Consider the following 20,922-nt stretch of genomic DNA (forward strand, 5'->3'; position numbering starts at 1 on the left):
GCTTCGGGACATTAATTCCCGCACATAAGGGACTTTCACCCTCTGGAATAATTTGGTATCTTCGATACCAGATGCCCATGCTGGGCACACACACTGCATTCAGACTAGGCTGTTCCAGCCGTCAGAATGCTTAGTTATTGTGGGCAGTACTTACTTTTCAGAAGTCATTTAATACTTCTTTTTCTTTAGTTTTTTCTTCGTAATCTTTTAATTCTACACTCATAAATTCTATGAGTAAATCAATTTTATAATTTTCACCTGATAGCATGAGAGTAATTTCAGATTGTTCTGTCTCCCACGTTGAATAGTACAAAAGATGTCCAATGCTTATTGCGGTTCCCCAATCTTCATAATCATCTTTGTACAAATCATTTTTCCAAATAGTTTGGTCTTTCTTAGGCCCTCCGTATTTTTTTGTCAGTATTTTTTTCAGCGACTCATAATCTGAAATGAAATCACTTTTGTTCGAATGTTCTTCTTGAAAAATATATTTGCCACGAGTTAATTTATCTCCTGTGAAGATGTAACCAATAAGAGCGTCAAATCCTAAAACTGTTGATTGGTAAGCGAGAATATTTCCATCTTCTTGCAATAATTCCAATTTTTCATCATTCTTTACTTGTGTTTTTGAAGCACCCCATACAGTTTTTCTAAAAGTGCTGTCAGTAAGTTCTGATAGTTGTTCTTTTTCTCTTAGTTCTTTTTCTATATTTCCTAATTCTTTACTTTGATATTCAATAACTGTACTAATGCTATAATTCTCACCGCTTAAATATAGAGTTACTTCTGTTCGGTCAGTTTTCCATGTTGAATAGTAAATAAGATGTCCAATACTAATGGCAGTCCCCCAGTCTTCGTAATCGTCTTTATATAAGTTGTTTTTCCAAATGGTTTCGTCTTTGCCAGGGTTACCATATTTTTTAGTCAACAGTTCTTTGAGTTTTTTGAAGTCACTGATGAAATCATTTTTATTTGAATGGTCTTCCAAAAGCACATATTTTCCGCGTGTGAGTTTGTCCCCAGCAAAAATGTATCCAACAAGTGCATTAAACCCTGCTAAGTCAGTCCGATATGCAAGTGAATTCGTTTCTTCCTTTACAAGTTCAGACGTTTCAATTTGCTTCACTTCTGAATTGCTCATTCCCCAGTTTACTTTTCTGAAGTCCGTTTCTGACTGACTGAAAACAATTGAAGAAGTCAGAATCAAGATTGCCGTTGTAAAAAATTGTTTCATGTTACTATGATTATTTTTGTTACGTATTGCCCACAACATTTATATATAAATAAGCCTCCCCAAGAAGTGACTTATATATTTTATACAGCCCACTAAACTAACTAAATGTTTCTACATAAAAAACCCTATATGACCTTTATACAGGGATTTTTGGGATTTTGGAAAAATGATAGGTTTAAGGCATATTTTGCTCTAAGCGTTTGGTAAACATTTACGAAGGCTTGTAAACGGATAATTCCGAAAACCTATATATTCCCCTATACGCAAGGTTTAAACCCAAATAAACAATCGCCTATTGTAATCTCCTAACTGCTGATTCCCTAGTGATTTCAACCCTGAATAAGAGAGCTCAGGAAATCCTGTTAATGATCCGAGTTTAATTAAAAAACCCAATGCAAAGCATTATTTTGCTGAAATGCTTTATTTTAAACCTTCTCTCTTGTCAGTTTTTGGTCAAATGCTTTGGTTAAAACTTAAAAAATACTGCCAAAAAGGCGGGAATTTCCGGCTAAAAGGTTCAATTACCCACTTCATAACTGGAATTTTGAAGTAAATAACTGCAACGGGTAGGTTCTGAAGTACCCCTCCCCACTTCTGAACCTAGTAATTTTGACCTTATCCAAAGACTTTTCCTGAAATTTTGTCCTATTTTCCGATTTATAACTCGTTTTTTGTCAGTTTTGGGTCAAATTTTTCAGGTTTGAGGTGAAAATTAGGAGTTCTGAACCGGGAAATTCGAGTTAAAAGGTCCGAGCTTGTCAGTTTTAGGTACCCCACCCCTGTTTTAAAGTGGGTAATTGAGGTTTTAAACTCCAATGGGTAGGTTCTGAAGTACCCTACCCCACTTCCGAAGTACCCCTCTTTGGCCCCTACGTCTTCGACAGGCTCAGCCTCCGGTAACACTGGTTCAAGTTTAACGAATTGTAACTTGGACCTACAATGCGGAAAGTTTTCGAATTCATTCAATAGCACCGTCAAATTGATTAACGAAATCTGCTCAATAGGAATGGGCTTTAGCCCATTTATAAAAGCCATAACAATTCACCCGGCTTTAGCCAAAATTTGGAGGAGAGATGGGTGCTGGAAAAATAAGCCATCAACCTAAGTTTAGAGCCTAATTAATCTTTTTATTCTTGAAAGGTGAAGATTGGGCTAAAGCCCCGAGATATAATATTACATTCTAATCCCCCAGCTGAAGCTGGGGGCTATTGATAATCAGAAATCAATTCGATTTGAAATTGGATACTCGACTCCTCTGGCTTCGACAGGCTCAGCCTCCGGTACAACTGGTTACTACTGGTTCAAGTTTAGCGAAGTGTAACTTGGACCAATAATGCTGAAAGTTTTCAACTTTCTTAATCCCGAAATAGCTGGTAGGTTTCTAACGTTTTTCGATTCCTACGGCTTCGACAAGCTCAGCCTCCCGTGAGGGGATACCTACGGCTTCGACAGGCTCAGCCTCCGGTACAACTGGTTCAAGTTTAACGATGTGTAACCTGGACCTACAATGCTGAAAGTTTTCGAATTCATTCAATAGCACCGTCAAATTGATTAACGAAATCTGCTCAATAGGAATGGGTTTTAGCCCATTTATAAAAGCCATAACAATTCACCCGGCTTTAGCCAAAATTTGGAGGAGAGATGGGTGCTGGAAAAATAAGCCATCAACCTAGGTTTAGAGCCTAATTAATCTTTTTATTCTCGAAAGGTGAAGATTGGGCTAAAGCCCCGAGATATAATATTACATTCTAATCCCCCAGCTGAAGCTGGGGGCTATTGATAATCAGAAATCAATTCGATTTGAAATTGGATACTCGACTCCTCCGGCTTCGACAGGCTCAGCCTCCGGCACCACTGGTTACTACTGGTTCAAGTTTAGCGAAGTGTAACTTGGACCTACAATGCTGAAAGTTTTCGAATTCATTCAATAGCACCGTCAAATTGATTAACGAAATCTGCTCAATAGGAATGGGCTTTAGCCCATTTATAAAAGCAATAACAATTCACCCGGCTTTAGCCAAAATTTGGAGGAGAGATGGGTGCTGGAAAAATAAGCCATCAACCTAGGTTTAGAGCCTAATTAATCTTTTTATTCTTGAAAGGTGAAGATTGGGCTAAAGCCCCGAGATATAATATTACATTCTAATCCCCCAGCTGAAGCTGGGGGCTATTGATAATCAGAAATCAATTCGATTTGAAATTGGATACTCGACTCCGCTGGCTTCGACAGGCTCAGCCTCCGGGAGGGGATTCCTACGGCTTCGACAGGCTCAGCCTCCGGTGTGGGTGGGCCTAAAAAAAATAAGCGTGAGGATTATCCACGCTTATTTTATTTTTAGGCCCTTTTGGCTATTGATATTTATTTCTTGCTGATGGTAAAATCCATCTTGCCGGATTTTACATCACCATTGCTTGTAAGGTTGATTCGGTAGATATTTCCACCCCATTTGTCTTTAATCCCCTCATCTTCTGGTTGGTCAAAAGGAATTTTTTCAACCTTAACCTGCATTCCACTAGGGTTGTATTGGATTTCGAATGGTGCAAGCTTACCATCTTTACCTTTATAAGCAATAGAAATTAAACCAGGTTTCACCACTGTGGCCGGGTAAATGGTCATCAGGTGTTGAATGATCTCTCCTGAAGCCGATAATTGGTATTTATCGCTTACGGTTACCCTTTTACCACGGTCCAGCTTTAACTCTCTCTTCCAGGAATCAAGTCCTGATGATTCTGGATAAGCCATACTAATATCCAATGACATGGCCGAACTGTTCTTTTTGGCTTCATAAGAAACATTGGTGGCTTTGAATACCACACCTGCTTTTTGCGTAACACCGTTAACGGTAGGGATATTGTGATAATCTGAACGGTTGAACCAAATGGAATACCGCTCCCCACTGAAAGTCCTTCGGGTATAGGTCCCACTCCCAACATCTATTAGCAAAGGAAGACCATCGTAAAAAACTACATAGTTTCCTATATCATTGTGGTTGTGGCTTTCATCATTGTGCCCACCTTTAGCGGCAAGGAAAAAGCCATCTGTGCTTCCTTCATGGTCTCGGGCTACCATTACCTGTATGTCTTTCAACCAAACGTCTTTAGGCAATGGAAGGCCCTTCTCTGCATTGTCAAATTCATCCTTCATAAACACTTCAAAGAAATGTCTGAAATAATGAAATCTAGGCAAGGCTTTTTCATTTTGCGCTATATAATAAGCCCCAAACTTCATCATGTCCGGATCCTGAATGGCTTTACCATACCTATAAATCATGGCTCCCGCCATGGTAGGTTTGGGACTGGCATCTGCGAAATTCAAAAAGTAGTCTTCACTAATTTGGGCCCTATAAATAAAGAGTCCCATATTTTTCACCTTTTCATCCTCATAAGCAAACTGATAAGCGCCATTTGATGCCTCATTCAACAAAGAAAGGTTGTCAAATAACGAGGCTGCTGCTGCTCCCCAATAGCCAGGTCCTTCATCACAGCCCCCATCTTCAGGATAAGGCGTTAAGAATTCGTCTAGAACTTGTGTGGCTTTATAAACATGCGCTACCCGCTTATCTTCATCGTCCTCCAATAATAATGCGGCATTGATCCAGTTAGAGCAAATCCATGGATTCCAGTTATTTGGGCGCCTTCCATTGGCATTGGCGGCCATCCAACCGTGGTGCTTGTTCATCAAAGGTTCGAAAATACGGTATTCGGTTTCATGACGGATTCTTTTTCTTATCTGAGGAGAAATTTCATCGAATTTTTCTCCCAAAAAGTAATCTGCCCAAGCCAAATACATGGCTGTCTCCGCTGCAAATAGGTCTACAAATGGCTTGGATACATCCATCAATCCTGAATATTCATCTGATTTTGGTAAATGTGCTGGTACTCCCCAAAAGGACTCTTCACAAATGGACCAAACCCCATTGACAATGGGATCGATAAACCTCCCCTTGTTCTCATACAGTTCTGCCAAAATCATGGCGCCCAAAACCCTTCTTTTTTCAAAGGTCATGTCTTGGTATTCGGTCCTGTTTCCATTTCTGTGAATTAACAAAGATTTGGTGGCTGGAATATAAGGCCATGAGTAATCTATGTACTCATTGGCATAATCGAGATAAAATTCCATTTGCTCCTTGTCTGCTTTGCTCCAGGCTTCCCTATCGTCAATAGCTGGAAATGGTTGCCAATCTTTCAGTGGAATAAGTAATTCTCCAAGTTCTTGTTTACTGTATTTGCTACTAATCAAGTGCTGAGCTGAAACATTTGCAATAAAAAATATTCCAAAAAACAGCAATAAAAGACTTTTGATTTTAATCATCTGGTATTGGGTTAATGTTAGTTATTTATAGTATAATTTATGGTTTCCTTTAGTTAGGGAAATTTTGATCCTGTTTTCTTTGTTCACCTTTTCATCCACCAAAACATCGTCCAAATACAATTCCCTGGAAGGCTTTCTTTTTAGGTAAAACTCAGTGTTTTCAGCTGCTATAACACTTACAAACTGATGGTTCATCCATAAGGTGACATTTTTATTTGCCTTAAAATCATGTCCTTTGTCAGCATAGGACATGGCTTTTTTTGCAAACAGAAAACTCTTATCGCCCCTGGTTTTCCTTCTTAATAAAAATTCCCCATGAAAGGTAATGTCCTCAATTTCTATTTTGGAATCAGGCACAGAACTGTTCAATAGTAAATCCTTTGCACCTTGATTGTGCTCAATCAAATTGACCTCAAATCCACTTTTAAAATCACTGCTTATTGCCATTCTCTCCCCTTCCCTGCCAATGGGGTTTAATAAGGACAACACATTCTTTCGACCCATTTTACCTGGGGAATAAATAGCCTCTAATCGATTGTGATCCGGGTAACCGGGATAACTTGATTGCACAGCAGAAGGCACCAGTTTTTGGTTTACCAAATCAGGTTTTGTCAAATACAGGATTTCCAAGGATGTCCCTTCCACTGTTGGATAATGGTCAATGGCAGCTAAATAGGATTGATTGGCCAGCATGGTATCTATCTGGCTTTCATTCGCCGGATGAAGATAGGAATGAACCTTATCTCCTTCTCCTACCTTTACCTCATCCAATAGAAGTACATAAGCTTTCGCATTTTCGGTACCATGAAGCAACAGCAGGTTTCGGTAATGGTTAGCAACTTCCAAGGCAGCCCCTGCATCGCCCTTGGCATAATCAAAGGTAGGCCTACTTATACTTTCTAAAATCCCATTTCCTGTTCGGGCAGCATGGTCTTGACCATTGATCGTTAGGGTATTGTTTAGTGTCGCAGATCGGGTTGGCGCTCCTAATCTTCCGCCATTCACAAGCAATCTATTGCCAAGGCCTGATAAGGCCAGGCCATTCACTTCCTGATGGGTATGCCACTCATCCTGACCTTTTATATTGTAAAGTACAGCATGGATTCCCTCCGGCTTCATGGCATTTTCTCTTAAAAAAGCGCCGCCATCTTCATAAACACTGCTTTTAGGCAGTTTGGGATACGGCAATTCCTTTTGTGGAAGCAGGTAACTGATAATATGGCCTCTCTTTTTATCGTTTTCATGAAACCACGCCGCATAAGCAGCTGCTTCCGCATCAAAATTCCCTACCCGTGCATGCAACAGGTCATTGTTTAAAGTCTGTGTGGGGAGCATGTCCCCTATAATGGCCATCTCCTTGCTGTTATTCACACTGGCACTGAATAGCCAACGGTGAAATTTTTGCAGTTTTTCATTGGAATAGTATCGGTTATCTATTCCTGTAAATTCCAATACATCCATATAGCCAGCTTTAGAGATCCTGCTATCTCCTCCTCCTACTCTTTCCCAGGCGTAATGAATGGTGATTGGAGATACCCCATCAGGGGTAATCTGCGCCATGGTCCCTTTGAAGTAAGCCTCATCCGGACTGCTCCGGACACCTTTGTAAATGTCCCAGGCGCCATGGGTGCCAAGCCTTACTTCCGTCCAGCTTCCTTTACGGTTTATTTTAAATATTTGAGATTCAATTACCTTTTCACAGGCTAGAATTTCCTCTTTGGTCAAATCATTGTACACAATATCAAGTGCCAGGATAGCCACAAAAAAGGAGCTCATGGGAGGCACCACCCCACCCCAGTTTCTTTTTTCGGTAGGTTTTAATTTTGAGTATTGATTTAAGATTAAGTCTTTGACTTTTTGTGCATACTTGGCTTTGTCTTCCGGATACAGGATATAAGCCAAAGCCACTGCACCAATATAATCTTGCAACTCATAGGCTCCTCTATCCTCTTTATCAAATCCTTCTTCAGTAATCTTCAAAGCATCTGCGGCCATGGATTTCCACGGTTCATAATAGGCTTTTGCCCGGTGTGCCTCGAATTGGTCTGCTTTTACGATTAAAAAAGGATGCGACGGACTTTGCGCATACACACTCAAAGCATGAACAACTAAAAGACATAAGGTCAGCCCATTTAATCTGAATACCTTAATAGAAGTTGAAGAAATTTTGAACATATTTTATTTGGTAGAAATCACATTTATTTTTCAAAGTGACTGGCGCTTTTAAAAGAAAGAGAAACCATTAATAATAGCATTAATGGTTTCTTGTAGTATGCCAATTATTCCATTTCATACAAATACAGAGCAGATGGATTTGGCCAAGGCTCAGGATAAGCCCTGTCTCGGTTTGGAGGAAGGGTTTCCCATTTCAAACGATAGGTTTTCCCATTTTCCGATTTCCCCAGATCCATGGCATTTCTTATTTCCAGTCCCTTAAAATCTCCTTCCAATGTAAGGTTAGACCCGAAGCTTTCCGGTTTTAACACTTCACCGATGTTATTTAAATCTTTGTCCAATAAAACCGTTCCTTCACCATATTTTATGTGCTTATAGCCCAGCTCAAAATTACCATTTTCCCTGCGATTGAAATCTCCAATGCGCACTTCAGAGTGGATACTGCCTCGACCTGAAAACTCCCACCTATAGTCCCAATTGGTAACTTGCCTGGCTTTCCAGGCATCCCCTTCGATCCTGCTTACGTAAAACTGCAGATTACCCTTTTCATCATACTTATGGAAAGCCATCAATGGCTTATTGTTCTCATCGAGACATAACTTTGCTGCAAGATTAATTATCCCTCCTTTAGGCGGTACGGGGTCCACAATCACGCTTTTCTGAGCAATAGAGACAGGTACAGTTAGCTTATTGCCGAATGCATCGTACCAATTCACCATGTCTGGGCTTTTGATATAAGACAGGTCATGATTGGTTTCACAATCCGGCGTATCCCTCCATACCCAATACATATGGTACCAATTGTCTGCTCTTAAGGAAGGTTGAGAAGCATAGGCATTCATTTCTCCCATTCCATCCGTCAGAGGACTATCTAGCAAGCGTGCCCATCTTTTAGAAGCAACATCATAAATATTGTAGATTTCATTCCCATTTCCACTTCCTCCATCTCTGTAATGAAACAGCAGACGGCCTTCTCTGTCCTTCATGAAATTTGGGTAGGTACAGCGTTTTTCATTCGAGCCTACCATCTCCATTTCTTGCTTTAAACTACTGATGTCATATGGCTTATGCCCTCTAAAATAGGTAATGGGATGTACATGCATGTTGCCGGCCAAATGCAAGAACCCCTCTGAATCTATACCAATGGTTACAGAATTATGACTATCCCAGCCAAGTGTGGTGCTGGTACCTTGCCCTTCTTCCCTATCAAAAACTGGCAAACGGTGCAATTCAAATTGATCCTCATTCAAGTTTCTTTGCCCCACAGTCATGTGGCGGTCTTTGTCATAATAAGCAATGTATTGACGGTCCTTATGCGTAAGCAAGGAAAAACCTACCCTATGGCCTGCCCACACACTGTCTATGGGTATGATTTTACGCACTGCAAGTTTTTGGTCGCGCTCATCTATTACGATGGGCTCATCCGATGATTCCTGGCTTTTTTGATTACAGGAAACCAAGGCAAAAAACACAAGCCACAAAAGACCCAAATTGACATTCAAAATTCTATTCATAGGTTTATTATTATCTTAAAATTAAGCAGTATCAAAAGTAGCTTGACCCATTCAATTGATACCGGAAATGGATTCCTTAATCCCTCAATATTACACTACTTCCGGCAAACTCCCCCTCAGGAAGCTTTACGGTTAAATCACTCACCCAACTTTCAGCGTTCCAATTGGTATTCAGATGTGGGGATTTAATCGCTACTTTTCCATTGACTTGCAGGTGAATTTTGCTCAATTTTCTACTTGGGTCAGCTACTGCCATTTTAACAATTTTATTACCATCAAGGTGAATCAAAAGCAAGCCTGGCCCTTCCATAGTTATTTCCAATCCATTGCCAATTTTCAATTTACCAGCCTGGTAGAAATTGGCTTGTACCTGTAACAATTGCTTGTGTCTGACGGCCTGAATGGCTACCGTATTGGACAAAATTTCAATTTGATCATTGCTGCGATAGGCCTTTGTTTCCTCCAAAGTAGCATTGGGCAATACCAGATAGGCATAATTGCCTTCTCTCACATTATTGCCGTGATTTATCCAAAGGCTGAAAACATCCTTTGATACATCCTCCTGAGGAGCCCTTGTTTGTTTGTTGATGCTCGTCCAGCTTCCTGTAACTTCACCAAAAGACATTCCCAGGGCTTCCGGCTGCAACAAAAAATAGCCAACATTGTCATGATGCACCCAATTAATATCCTTTAGCGCATATTCTCCTTGAGTTAAAGCTTTCACTTTATTGTCCTCCTGTACATGAACCTGACCAGATAGCAGCAATTGGTTCAAGGTTGTGAAAACCTCTTGTTTGCCTTTAGATTTAATACCCGCTCCCAGGCATATATATTCCTTGTCAAAGAAAAACCAACTTTTCCTGGCCTTTAATGGATCATGAGGACTGATAAAGTCAAAGGCCACACTGCCGTACAAATTATCGGTGACTGCTCCTACAAAATCCGTATAACCCGGCTTCTGTATCTGATCACCATCAGGTAGTGCTTCCTTTTGTAGAATAGTTGCTCCGGGAATTTTCTGATAATCCATAACCGGAAAAATATCTACATATTCTTCACCTGTTAATGAAAGGTGATTGGTCCCATCTCCACGGTGATGGTTTTTCAGTCCTTCACTGTTATAGGGCACTTCCATGTTGTCATTCCTTATGGAGTACATCCTTACGGAAGTAAAATAGTCAGGCCTTTGGAAGGTGAAATATTCTGTTTGCCAGAAATACTTGCTGTAGGAAAGTGTGACATATTCTATGCCCTCTTCCCTAACCTTAATTATTTCTTCCAAATCCGCTTTTCGATAATCGGTCGCCTCCACTAGTTTTCTTGGGGTGGCGGCATTGAGGGCATGTATGGCTCCAGGTCGGGCAATACTCCTGTTTTTAGCGCCAGCTTCAAAGAATTTACCGAATGACAAATTTTTGCTTATGCCATCCAAATAGTAATCGACCAGGATTTCCACTTTATCTTCAGAAAAAGCATATTGGGTACCTGCGGTATATACTACCCATTCCACAAATGAATCAGCATAGCCCAATCCATAGGATGCCGTATTGTTAACACGGTCCACTCTATGGTGAAAACTAAAGTCTCTTTGCAATCCTCGACTGCCTGTAGCAAACTTAATTTCTCCTTCAATCACCTTTAGAACCGCTTCGAATTTTTCTTTTTCCCCTAGAAAAAGCAGGTTCTTGGCAAGTATTCCAGCGATTTTTATCCTGTCACCACTTGGTCTTGCTCCAGAAGCATTCAGATGTGCCCTCCCAATAATGGGCTGAGCATCCTTCACCAACTTCTCTGGCATTTCCTCCCCTATCAATAGCATTACTGCTACCAGGTTGTTGGGCGTTCCTATTTGGTTGTACCACCAGTTGTCGCAGAAATAATCGTTTTGTACCCAATGGTCCAAAGCTGCTGTGATGGCTTGTTTTACTTTTTGACTGTTCCTGAATTTAGAGTCGGTGTGCCTGTAAGCTTTGGCCAGGCTGACCATATTGCCCGTATGAAAATAATGTTCAAAGCCAGTCCTGGAAACATCCTCATAATTGATTCCAGGCCAGGTACCATCCTGATTTTGAGTTTCTAGAAGCACTGCTATTGCTGCTTCATCTATCCCTGAGACAAGGTACTCTTCCACTACCCTCTCCCTTACCAATTCAAAATCAGAGGGAGCGGATAGTGCAAAAGAAACACTTGCAACAAGAAAGAACAAGACACTTCCTAAAACCTTAATCGGGAAATGGGATATTCGTTCTTTGCTGACAGCTGTTTTTATATTTATCACAGTGCTTTCAATCTAACCTTTATTAGCTCAGTATTATTTTCGATAATGTAGGCGGGGATTCTGATCTCCAACCTTTTTAATCCTTCAATCTGTCTGTCAAGTTTCAAAGGGGCTGGATCCAATGAGATTACTGAAACCATTATTTCAGGGTGAGAAAGATTCTCTACCATTATCTTTTTCCCATCCTGGGTAAGCACAGCACCACCGTCCACTATACTTACATCTGCCTGGGTCATCATCTGCCAGGTGATCATTTTAGTGTGCACATTGGTTTCTATATGGTCTTCAATAACAAGAGAGTTATTGTCCGGTTTGATAAATTTCCTAGTAGCTTTTTTTAGATTATTCCCAAAGACAGGGGTCAAATCAAATTCTGCTTCAGGCTGATCGCCTTTGCTAACACTCAGCATTTTGGCAAAACCATCATTTACATGAAGTTCTCCATTGACAGTCAAGGTGCTGTGGCCATAATTGTTTTTGGTCAGTAAGGTCCAACGCTCGCAATCCTGGCAAGACTGCCAAAGATCAAATCCTGCTTGCTCCAATTCATTGTAATTTTGATTTCCTGGATCAATGCTCCATCTCACTCCATTAAGCTCCCAAATGAATGAGCCTGCGTCCAAGTTCCCATGGGAGACGGTTCCTTTTCCACCTTTACCTCCAAAATAGTAACCTTCACCATCACGTATGATCACGATTGGGTTTTTACCATCTCCTTTATAAACAAGAGGCAATTCCGCTTCTTCTGTTTTTTCAAATTGTGCCAACCATACCAAGCCGGCTCCTGCGATTCTGTGAAGCTTGCCGAAGTCAGTCACAGGTTGGTTGAATTTTTCATCCTCTATGTACAAGGAATTACCAGTTTGTGTAGCAAACCAGGCCAAAATGATATCGCCAGCATTGCTGTGGCGATCTCCACAATCTGCATAATTGTAATAATTCCCTGAAGGAGCAATCGTCAATATCCTAAAATCCGCACTTTCTTTAAAGGCAGGGTAATCGCCTATACCGAAGTCAGTTTTAAAAGCTGTTTTTAGCATGGCAGAGGTAAGTACAGTAAAGGCAGTACCATAACCCCAATAGGTAGAACCTTCAGGATAAGCCCCATCCGGTCCGTATTGCATAAGTCCATTTGGAATTCCATCGATTGAACGATGAATGGTCTTTGCTGCCAATTCAATGTCCTGGTCTGCAATCACAAGAGAGGCAGCAATCATACCGGCATTACACACCTGATTCCAGTTGTTGGTGCCGTACATTCTACCTTTGTTTCCATTCCAGCTTGGCTCAATTCCTTTCTGTATCAATGCTTCTTTCGCTAGCTTCACCGTAGCAGCTGGCAAATCATCTCCAACCCAGTCAACGGCCAAAGCCACAGCGGTCGCCATTTCTGCCACATCAAGGAAATGAGAAGGATTCCAGTCAGAGAAGTTACTTACGGCAATGATTTCCTCATTTATTTTATCAAGGTATTTCTTGTCCTTTTCGATTATATAAGCAATCCCCAATACATTGACACGGTGCAACATGTCACGCGAGGTTCCCAATAGTCTTCGCCCGATAACATTTCGGGTAAGTACAGGCATTGTGAGTACATCATCCGCATTGGCTTTTAGAGCATTATAATAGTTCCTCACCAAAGGGTCACTTTTTATCTTACGCTTCAAATTTCTTTCAAGTGCTGGCGTAAGTGCCAGTTTTGGGCCAGACTTTTTCAGGTGCCGTTTCAGATAGTTTACTGTTATTGGATTCTCCAATTTCACAGTATCCATGCTTAGAAAATCTGCTTCGACTGCAAATAATGGGTTCCATAGCATGGCTATGATGATCAGCAATGGTAGAATGGGTTTTGCTATTTTCATGTGACTAAAAGTTATTTTAAAGTATATTTAAAGTGATCCGAATGCGGATAAAATTTTAAGCTTGGTTCTCTACGGATAATTGTTGTTGACTTTTTCTTGATTTCAATAAAGTTATTGTCGGAATCCATTTTCTTTTTTCTCTTAATAATCCCGGTTAGTGTCGACCTTTCATGAAATAGCCCTTTGGATTTAATTAAGGAACCTTTGAAGTATTTCAACTTTAAAAGGCTTGGATGTGCATGTAAAATCTGCGCATATTCTATGTGAAAAATAGAATATCTATCTGAATGTGCTGCTTGTATGGAGATGGGGTACATTTTGGGTTTGGTAATTAGGCATCAATTTAAAATATCCCCTTTGATTTTCCTTTCCGTTTGTAAAAAAAGGCACAAAAAAACCTGCCGAAAATGGTGTTTCTATTGAAACTATCCATTACGGCAGGCTTTTCGGTATTAAAAATTCTAGATAATTATCAATTAATTGTATCCAGGGTTTTGCTGCAATTGAGGATTTTGAGCTAAATCATCCAAAGGCAATGGCCATAAATAATGCTTGGCTTCATCAAATACAGGATTTGCCCAATCCGTGCCTTTATAAACATCGATATAGGTCTTTCCAGAAACCGGATCCACACTAGTTTGCACCGTAGCGCCTTCAAATCTGGCCTGGTTTTCTGGGCTCCACTGAACTCCCATATCAGGGATTTCCAGTTTTTTACCTTGTTTCCATCTTTTAAGGTCTTTGTACCTGAAACCCTCAAGGAACAATTCAACCCTTCTTTCTCTTCTAATTTCTACAATCAATGAAGAAACTCCATCATTCGCATACCTTGGATCCATTGGTGGATCAACCATTAGATGCGGCATGTTAACACGATCTCTTAATTGGTTGATACTCAAATCCAGATCACCTTGTGTAATTTCACCAAGTTCGGCCATGGCTTCTGCGTAGTTCAACAATACTTCTGCATACCTAAGAATTATTGCAGGCGATTCTGCTGTGTTATAGGCTTTACCAATCATATCATCTGCATTGTAGTGCTTGATAATATGATATCCAGTAGTAGTGGTAAATCCACCTGACATTCCAACAACTCTAGGGTAATCCCTTCCATCACCTCGATCGTAATTGTATTTCTCGGTATCATCTGGATGCAAAAGAGTTTGCCTCAAACGAGGATCACGATTCGCAAAAACGTTTTCGATGGTATTGTCTCCCTGATAAAGGGGGGACAAAGAGATAGGCTGTCCGTCTGTGGTAAGAAAATCCTCCACAAAACTTTTGGTAGCTCCACCAGAATAACTAAAATAACTTTGAACGTGATTGGTATAGATACCTAGCTGATATCTCCTGTAAACCATTACTTCAGGATTTCCGCTGATATCAATTTTTCTCATAAATGAATTAAAATCATTTTCCGGATCACCTGTATTGTAAATAGCATAAGGGCTATTGTCTATAACTTCTTTGGCAGCTTCAGCTGCTTCTCTAATCCACATCTCGGCATTGGAACCTCCATGGTATTTTCTCCAGGTCCCCTCATATAGACACAATCTGGACTTAATGGCCAATGCTGCCCATCTGTTTAAACGACCAGGTTCGTTACCATCACCCCAATCATCTGGAATATTTTCAGTAGCAAAATTCAAATCCTCCAAAACTTTATCCATGGCCTCTTCTCTTGGAGTTCTGGCCGCAAATAACTCATCAGAATCAATGTTCAACTCTCTGTCCACCCATGGAACATCTCCAAATTTCTGAACTTTCTCAGCATAAAACCAACCACGCAATAAACGAGCTTCACCTACATATTTATTTCTGACTTCTTCAGAAATATCCGCTTTACTGTAATTCTCCAATCCTACATTGATTGCTCTTACGAAATTCCAACCTTTATAACCAAAACGCTGAGGGCCATTTGGTACAATTTGTTTTCCGGCACGTACTTGTTGAAAAAAGGCATGTCGGTCATGTCTTGGAGCCAGGTTATCAGAAAATTCATCTAAAAACCAATAACTTCCCCAGTGGCTATTAAAGCCATCAAAATGACCATGCAGAATAGGTACATTGTCATCATTCAATGCCAAATGGTAAAGGCTATTGTTATAGACCATTAAGTCATTTTCTGTATTCCAGAAGGTTTCATTACTAACCTCATCAAGTGGGTAGCGCTCCAGAAAGTCATCGTTGCATGATAATAGCAATAATGGTGTCAGGCAAACGGCAGCCCATATATATTTATATGTTTTCATACTTTTTTCGATTTAATAATTTAAAAGGTAATCCTTGCACCTAAAGTATATACCCTTTGCATAGGATACTCAATGGCTCCTGCATAAATGGATTCAGGATCCAAAGGCTTGCGAATTGGAGAATACTCCCAAAGGTTCATGCCAGAGAAATATATATTGGCATTTTGGAAACCAATGGTCTCCATCCAGTTTTGAGGAAGATTGTAACCTAAATTGGCATTCTTCAAACGGATGTAACCAGCATTTTGCAAGAACCTGCTTTGTGTTTGGATGTTTTTCTTGTCATTGGTAGAAATATGAGGCGCTGCAAAATAGGCATCTCTGTTATCCTCAGACCAAGAATCTGTGATGAAATATTTCTCCACATGTCCAGCATTGAAAGGGAAAAACCATGTCCAGTTTCCAGAAGTAGGCCAGTGATCTCTTTTCCAAATGCCCTGGAAGAAAAGATTCAAAGTGAAATTCTTCCATTGTAAATTATTATTCAATCCAAAAGACAATCTAGGTGTATCGTTTCCTATGATTTTCCTATCTCCAGGATCACTTAAAGTACCATTACCAGTAGAAATTATTCCATCTCCATTTAAATCTGCATACTGTATGTCACCAGCTCTCCAATTGGCCCCTAATCTTGATTGATCAGGAGCATTGTCTACTTCCTCTTGTGATTGAAATATACCTACGGTCTCGTAACCCCAGATTTCACCTAGTTTTTGACCTACATAGTACTGATTGATTACCCCTTCTGGGTTTTCAAATTTAGTGATTTCAGCAGTCCAATCGGAAAGGGCCAATGTTACGTCATAAAAGAGCTCATCTTTAACTCTATCTTTCCATGTTACTGCCAACTCCCAACCAGTGGTTTTCAAATCAGCTGCGTTCGACTGTGGTGCACCTGTACCCAATATGGAAGGATAATCTCTACGCATCAACATGTCCTTTGTTTCTCTGGAATACACATCAAATGAAGCATCGATTTTACCTCCAAATAGCGTGAAATCAACCCCAATATTTTGAGAAACAACTGTTTCCCATGTCAAAGTTGGACTGACAAGTCCGGCAGCAGACACATAAGGTGTTCGTTGACCTGAGCTTAACATAAAACCTGATTGGCCTGTACCCAAAGTTGGAATATATGGGTAATAATTGCTACCCAATAATTGGTTACCTAAAGTACCATAAGAACCTCTTATTTTCAATTCATCCATCCAGCTTTTCGTACTGGCCATCCAATTTTCATTAGATATTCTATAACCAGCAGAGAAAGAAGGGAAGAAACCAAACCTACTGTCAGAAGGGAATCTAGAGGTACCATCATATCGACCATTGGCTTCCAATAGGAACCTATCGTCATAGATATAATTCACTCTATAGAATGCTCCTCTTAAGGATACGTGACTACTGCTACCATACGTTTGTTGCAATCCAGTAGTGGCATTCAAATCAGTTATCAAAGGAGTTAGCAAAGTATTCGCTTGGGCCCTGATAAATTTGTTGTTGCCCCACTCCTGATTGAATCCAACCATAGTCGTCAGGTTATGTACTTCAGGAAGGGAAAACTTATAATCCGCAAAAGCATTGAATACATAATATTGATTGTACCGACTTTCTTCATTGATGAAGTCGTTACCACTAAATCCATTACTGATAAGACCTGCAGCCAAAAGATTCGTGTCAACAATTTCGATTTTACTTGCAACATCTTGCTCAGACCTGTGAAAGAAATTATAAGAGAAATTGGACTTAATTGTCAATCCTTCAACCGGGTTTAAAGTTACTCCTTGCGTCAACCAAATATCATTGTTGGTCCAAGTAGAACGACCGCCATCTTCCAAATAAGGGAAGAAGTTGGTTCCTCCAAAATACTTACCTATATAAGGTGCATAAGTATCTCTGTCTCCTTCGGTAACATAATAGGGCAAATCAGGGAAAGTTATTGGCATAATAGGATTTACCCTAGCCAAGGTATTGATGTTTACATCCCAGTTATAGAAATAAGGCTTGTCACTTTGCTGAGAGTTTACAACTATTTTCTCATCCAATGTCAACCAATCCGTTACTTTAAATTCGGCTTTCATTAAGATGTTGTAACGCTTGAAATTTTCGTTACGGTCTGAATTAAGGTAACCATCTTTATTTAAGTGACCGATGGAAACAAAATATTTCGAATTCTCTGATCCACCAGAGATAGACAAATCATGTTGCTGAGATGGCGCAAAATCAGTCATTATCTTTTCGGTGTAATTATTAAAGCCATAAAACCTCAAGCTACCATTTGCAACTCCCCATTCGTTTTCCGGAATAGGGTTTTCAGACCAACGTTTGGTACCATCGATCATGTCCTGATCGTAACTTGGTACCCCATTGGTACGAATGTTAGCTAAATTTCTGGCTTGAACAAATTCATACGGATCTGTAACAGGATCCATATTGAATATAGGCTTACCTAATGAATACTGACTGTTCAAAGATACACGTACTTTGCCTTCTTTACCGCTTTTGGTAGTTACCAATACCACACCAAAAGCTGCTCTAGCACCATATACTGCAGCTGCAGCTGCATCTTTAAGGACAGAAATACTTTCGATATCATTTGGATTGATTCTGTTAATATCCATGGGCACGTTATCTACCAAAATAAGTGGCGAACCACCATTAATAGATTGGTATCCCCTAATATTAAAACTTGGGCTTTGGGAAGGATCACCATTCCTAGGAGCAATATTTAAATTTGGAATTACTCCTTGCAAACCTTCACCTACATTGGCAATAGGCCTGTTCTGAAGTCTTTCACTTGTAGCAACTCCAACAGCACCTGTTAAATTCACCTTCTCTTGAGTACCATAACCCACCACAACCACTTCATCGAGGGATTGGGTATCTTCTTTCAAGGTGATATTAATGGTAGATCGATTGGCTACATTTACTGTCTGGCTTTCAAAACCTATAAATGAAAAAATTACACTTGCATTTTCTGCAACTGTTAAGGTATACTTACCATCTAAATTAGTAGCCGTACCGATAGAAGTTCCAGGAACCGAAACTGTCACACCTGGAATTGGCATGCCATTTTCATCTGTAACAACACCTGTAATCGTAACATCAGCTTCAGCAGTAGCATTTTTAAGATTGGTACTGGCTAAAACCGTTTGTTCTTTGGTAATGTTTTCCAAATTTTTGTTTAAGCTTTCAGTTTGAGCCATAAGGCCCCCTGAAAACAAACAAAAAAGGATTGCCGAGAGCCATGACATCGGTTGCATGTCCCGGAAATAATGTAAACTTTTTTTCATAGTGGATTATTTGTTAATTGATTTACTTTTTAGGTTACTTTTCCCAACTTATGTTTCATAAGTTGGTGCTTACTTTAATTTTATCATAGGCAATTGACAATTTAGGTGACAAATACATAAATATACCTTTCAACAAAATAATCACACCATTTTAGGGAGATTAAGAGTATCATCTCAAGGTGAAATTATTATATCCTGGTATAAACCAAATATTAAAAGGTTGGGAGGGAAGTGGTTAATGATCTAAAGTCATTCATTCCATAATTATAAATATATTTTAATCAAGAAAAAAGCTAATAATGGAAAAATGTAAATATTCAAGAAAAAATAACATATTAATAATTTAGTTAATATTTGTTAAAACACCTTATTTTTTGTGTCTTTAAGGGTTCTTAATTTTAATGGCAAAAACATGGGTTTAACGGTCAAAGCTTATTATTTTAGTTTTAAATTAAGTTGAGGTCTTTTTTGCGATATAATACAAATTCAACTTTCAAAAATTATATTAATTAGAGGTTCTAGTGCACTAGATAAGTGTTGAGGTTCAAATAAATAAGGAGAAGACGCATACTACTATTTAAAGGAAATAAGGTCCCTCTCATTGTGAAATCTAGCGCGTAGGTGACTACTGGCTCTTGAAACGAAAATACCAAAAAGGCTTACTATATCGGGAACATTAAGGTAAAACCAGAAATAGGCAATCCATATTCATCCAAACAAACTACTTACGAAGGATTAGGGGAATTTAATGACACAATTTAAGGTTAAAGGCCTGCTGACCTGTTCGCTTTAGGCGATTGCTTTTTCCTCATCATAGCTTCTATTACCAAAGTCTAAGCCTAATAACCGGAGTTCAATAAGGTCAACTCAATCTTAAGCACTCGTAGAGTTAAGTATTGAGATTACCGATTGCAATCAATTCAGTAGCGAATGTTTGGAGCAACTTGGGGGACAAAATTAAGTACAGAAACAAAATGGGTTTTTAGCAATAAGCAGTCGGAATAATAAGGCCAAATTCCATATTTTATTCATCCCTTAAGATTTACCTGTGTAAAATAAGACTTGATATTGCAAAAATGGCATCATTATTTAATTTTTTGGTTTAATAAGCCTTACATTTAAAAAAAAATTCACGAAATTAGCACTTGTAAATGGAGAGAGGTGGATGATGAATATTCTTTTTTTTAAAACAAATATCACCTCGGGTACGTAACTCAAACATAAAAAGGTATAACTTACCTCCTTATGTAGGAGTGCTTTTGTAACAAAAATATAATATAAAAATGTTTAAATATTCTAGTCAAACCAGGGTCTTAGTGGCTGTAGATTGTATAATCTTCGGGTTTGATGGTATCAATTACAAACTATTAATGGTCAATCGAGGTTTTTCTCCTGAAAAAGAAAAATGGAGTCTTATGGGAGGCTTTCTTAAAGCCAATGAATCTCTCGATGAATCCGCCAATCGAATACTCAACGAACTCACAGGGTTAAAGGATGTATTCATGGAACAAATGCATACTTTTAGCAAACCCGATAGAGATCCAGTGGAAAGGGTTGTAGGAGTAGTATACATGGCGTTAATTGACATTAAAAAATATCAAAATCAGGGCAATGATGACTTTCAAGCACGTTGGTTTCAAATGGATCAAATTCCCAAATTAATATTTGACCACCAAGAAATGGTAGAAATGGCTTTTAGCAGATTAAGAAGTAAAGCTGCATTTCATCCAATTCTTTTTGAGTTGCTACCAGAAAAATTTACTTTGCCTAAACTTCAGGCTTTGTATGAAAAATTGTTTGCGACCAAAATTGACAAGAGAAATTTCACGCGCAAGCTCCTATCAAGTAAAATCATTCAAAAGATAGAAGAAAAAGACAAAACGGCTTCGAAAAAAGGAGCATTTTATTACACCCTGAATCCTTCTAACTACAAGGAGAATTTTCAAAGAACGCTAAACCTAATTCCAAAAAGTGAATTGCCCTCACTTATGGAGTAATAATTATG

Annotated in this window: 11 protein-coding genes; 1 reads left to right on the forward strand and 10 read right to left on the reverse strand. The window is 39.4% G+C overall.

All coding sequences use genetic code 11. The features are described 5' to 3' along the window. Window positions 1–157 precede the first annotated feature (157 nt). The 10 genes from AC0L7T_RS19460 to AC0L7T_RS19505 all read right to left on the reverse strand — a co-directional run bounded on the left by AC0L7T_RS19460 (window position 158) and on the right by AC0L7T_RS19505 (window position 18,917). Window positions 158–1,234: a hypothetical protein gene (locus tag AC0L7T_RS19460; protein ID WP_473337696.1), complete on the reverse strand. Its 1,077-nt coding sequence runs from the start codon at window positions 1,232–1,234 to the stop codon at window positions 158–160. 657 nt (window positions 1,235–1,891) lie between these two features. Then, window positions 1,892–2,269, reverse strand: a complete 378-nt coding sequence (locus AC0L7T_RS19465; protein WP_473337698.1) for a hypothetical protein — start codon at window positions 2,267–2,269, stop codon at window positions 1,892–1,894. A gap of 346 nt (window positions 2,270–2,615) precedes the next feature. After that, window positions 2,616–2,837 carry a hypothetical protein gene (locus tag AC0L7T_RS19470; protein WP_473337702.1) on the reverse strand — a complete coding sequence of 74 codons (222 nt, stop codon included), beginning with the start codon at window positions 2,835–2,837 and terminating at the stop codon, window positions 2,616–2,618. A 756-nt stretch (window positions 2,838–3,593) separates the two neighbouring features. Continuing rightward, the gene (locus AC0L7T_RS19475; RefSeq protein WP_473337703.1) at window positions 3,594–5,546 is read right to left on the reverse strand and encodes a heparinase II/III family protein; all 1,953 of its coding nucleotides are present in this window, start codon (window positions 5,544–5,546) and stop codon (window positions 3,594–3,596) included. Between the two features lie 21 nt (window positions 5,547–5,567). Continuing rightward, window positions 5,568–7,721 carry a hypothetical protein gene (locus AC0L7T_RS19480; protein WP_473337704.1) on the reverse strand — a complete coding sequence of 718 codons (2,154 nt, stop codon included), beginning with the start codon at window positions 7,719–7,721 and terminating at the stop codon, window positions 5,568–5,570. 104 nt (window positions 7,722–7,825) lie between these two features. Beyond that, complete coding sequence (locus AC0L7T_RS19485) at window positions 7,826–9,235, reverse strand: BNR repeat-containing protein (RefSeq protein ID WP_473337706.1); 1,410 nt, start codon at window positions 9,233–9,235, stop codon at window positions 7,826–7,828. A gap of 76 nt (window positions 9,236–9,311) precedes the next feature. Beyond that, complete coding sequence (locus AC0L7T_RS19490; protein WP_473337708.1) at window positions 9,312–11,513, reverse strand: polysaccharide lyase family 8 super-sandwich domain-containing protein; 2,202 nt, start codon at window positions 11,511–11,513, stop codon at window positions 9,312–9,314. Continuing rightward, a complete protein-coding gene (locus tag AC0L7T_RS19495; protein WP_473337709.1) occupies window positions 11,510–13,375 on the reverse strand; it encodes a heparinase II/III domain-containing protein in 1,866 nt (621 codons plus the stop codon). The genes AC0L7T_RS19490 and AC0L7T_RS19495 overlap by 4 nt, the downstream gene beginning before the upstream one ends. 476 nt (window positions 13,376–13,851) lie before the next feature. Then, window positions 13,852–15,627, reverse strand: coding sequence for a RagB/SusD family nutrient uptake outer membrane protein (locus tag AC0L7T_RS19500; protein ID WP_473337711.1), 1,776 nt, complete (start codon window positions 15,625–15,627; stop codon window positions 13,852–13,854). A 20-nt stretch (window positions 15,628–15,647) separates the two neighbouring features. Further along, window positions 15,648–18,917 carry a SusC/RagA family TonB-linked outer membrane protein gene (locus AC0L7T_RS19505; RefSeq protein ID WP_473337713.1) on the reverse strand — a complete coding sequence of 1,090 codons (3,270 nt, stop codon included), beginning with the start codon at window positions 18,915–18,917 and terminating at the stop codon, window positions 15,648–15,650. A gap of 1,283 nt (window positions 18,918–20,200) precedes the next feature. Here AC0L7T_RS19505 and AC0L7T_RS19510 point away from each other — a divergent pair. Beyond that, window positions 20,201–20,914 carry an NUDIX hydrolase gene (locus tag AC0L7T_RS19510; RefSeq protein WP_473337714.1) on the forward strand — a complete coding sequence of 238 codons (714 nt, stop codon included), beginning with the start codon at window positions 20,201–20,203 and terminating at the stop codon, window positions 20,912–20,914. Window positions 20,915–20,922 lie beyond the last annotated feature (8 nt).

This window comes from Cyclobacterium sp. 10D3-21 (genome assembly GCF_055809755.1).

Excerpts from the sequence above, each read along its gene's own strand:
- AC0L7T_RS19460 (WP_473337696.1), bottom strand. The coding sequence starts at position 1,234 with ATGAAACAATTTTTTACAACGGCAATCTTGATTCTGACTTCTTCAATT.
- AC0L7T_RS19465 (WP_473337698.1), bottom strand. The coding sequence starts at position 2,269 with ATGGCTTTTATAAATGGGCTAAAGCCCATTCCTATTGAGCAGATTTCG.
- AC0L7T_RS19470 (WP_473337702.1), bottom strand. The coding sequence starts at position 2,837 with ATGGCTTTTATAAATGGGCTAAAACCCATTCCTATTGAGCAGATTTCG.
- AC0L7T_RS19475 (WP_473337703.1), bottom strand. The coding sequence starts at position 5,546 with ATGATTAAAATCAAAAGTCTTTTATTGCTGTTTTTTGGAATATTTTTT.
- AC0L7T_RS19480 (WP_473337704.1), bottom strand. The coding sequence starts at position 7,721 with ATGTTCAAAATTTCTTCAACTTCTATTAAGGTATTCAGATTAAATGGG.
- AC0L7T_RS19485 (WP_473337706.1), bottom strand. The coding sequence starts at position 9,235 with ATGAATAGAATTTTGAATGTCAATTTGGGTCTTTTGTGGCTTGTGTTT.
- AC0L7T_RS19495 (WP_473337709.1), bottom strand. The coding sequence starts at position 13,375 with ATGAAAATAGCAAAACCCATTCTACCATTGCTGATCATCATAGCCATG.
- AC0L7T_RS19500 (WP_473337711.1), bottom strand. The coding sequence starts at position 15,627 with ATGAAAACATATAAATATATATGGGCTGCCGTTTGCCTGACACCATTA.
- AC0L7T_RS19505 (WP_473337713.1), bottom strand. The coding sequence starts at position 18,917 with ATGAAAAAAAGTTTACATTATTTCCGGGACATGCAACCGATGTCATGG.
- AC0L7T_RS19510 (WP_473337714.1), top strand. The coding sequence starts at position 20,201 with ATGTTTAAATATTCTAGTCAAACCAGGGTCTTAGTGGCTGTAGATTGT.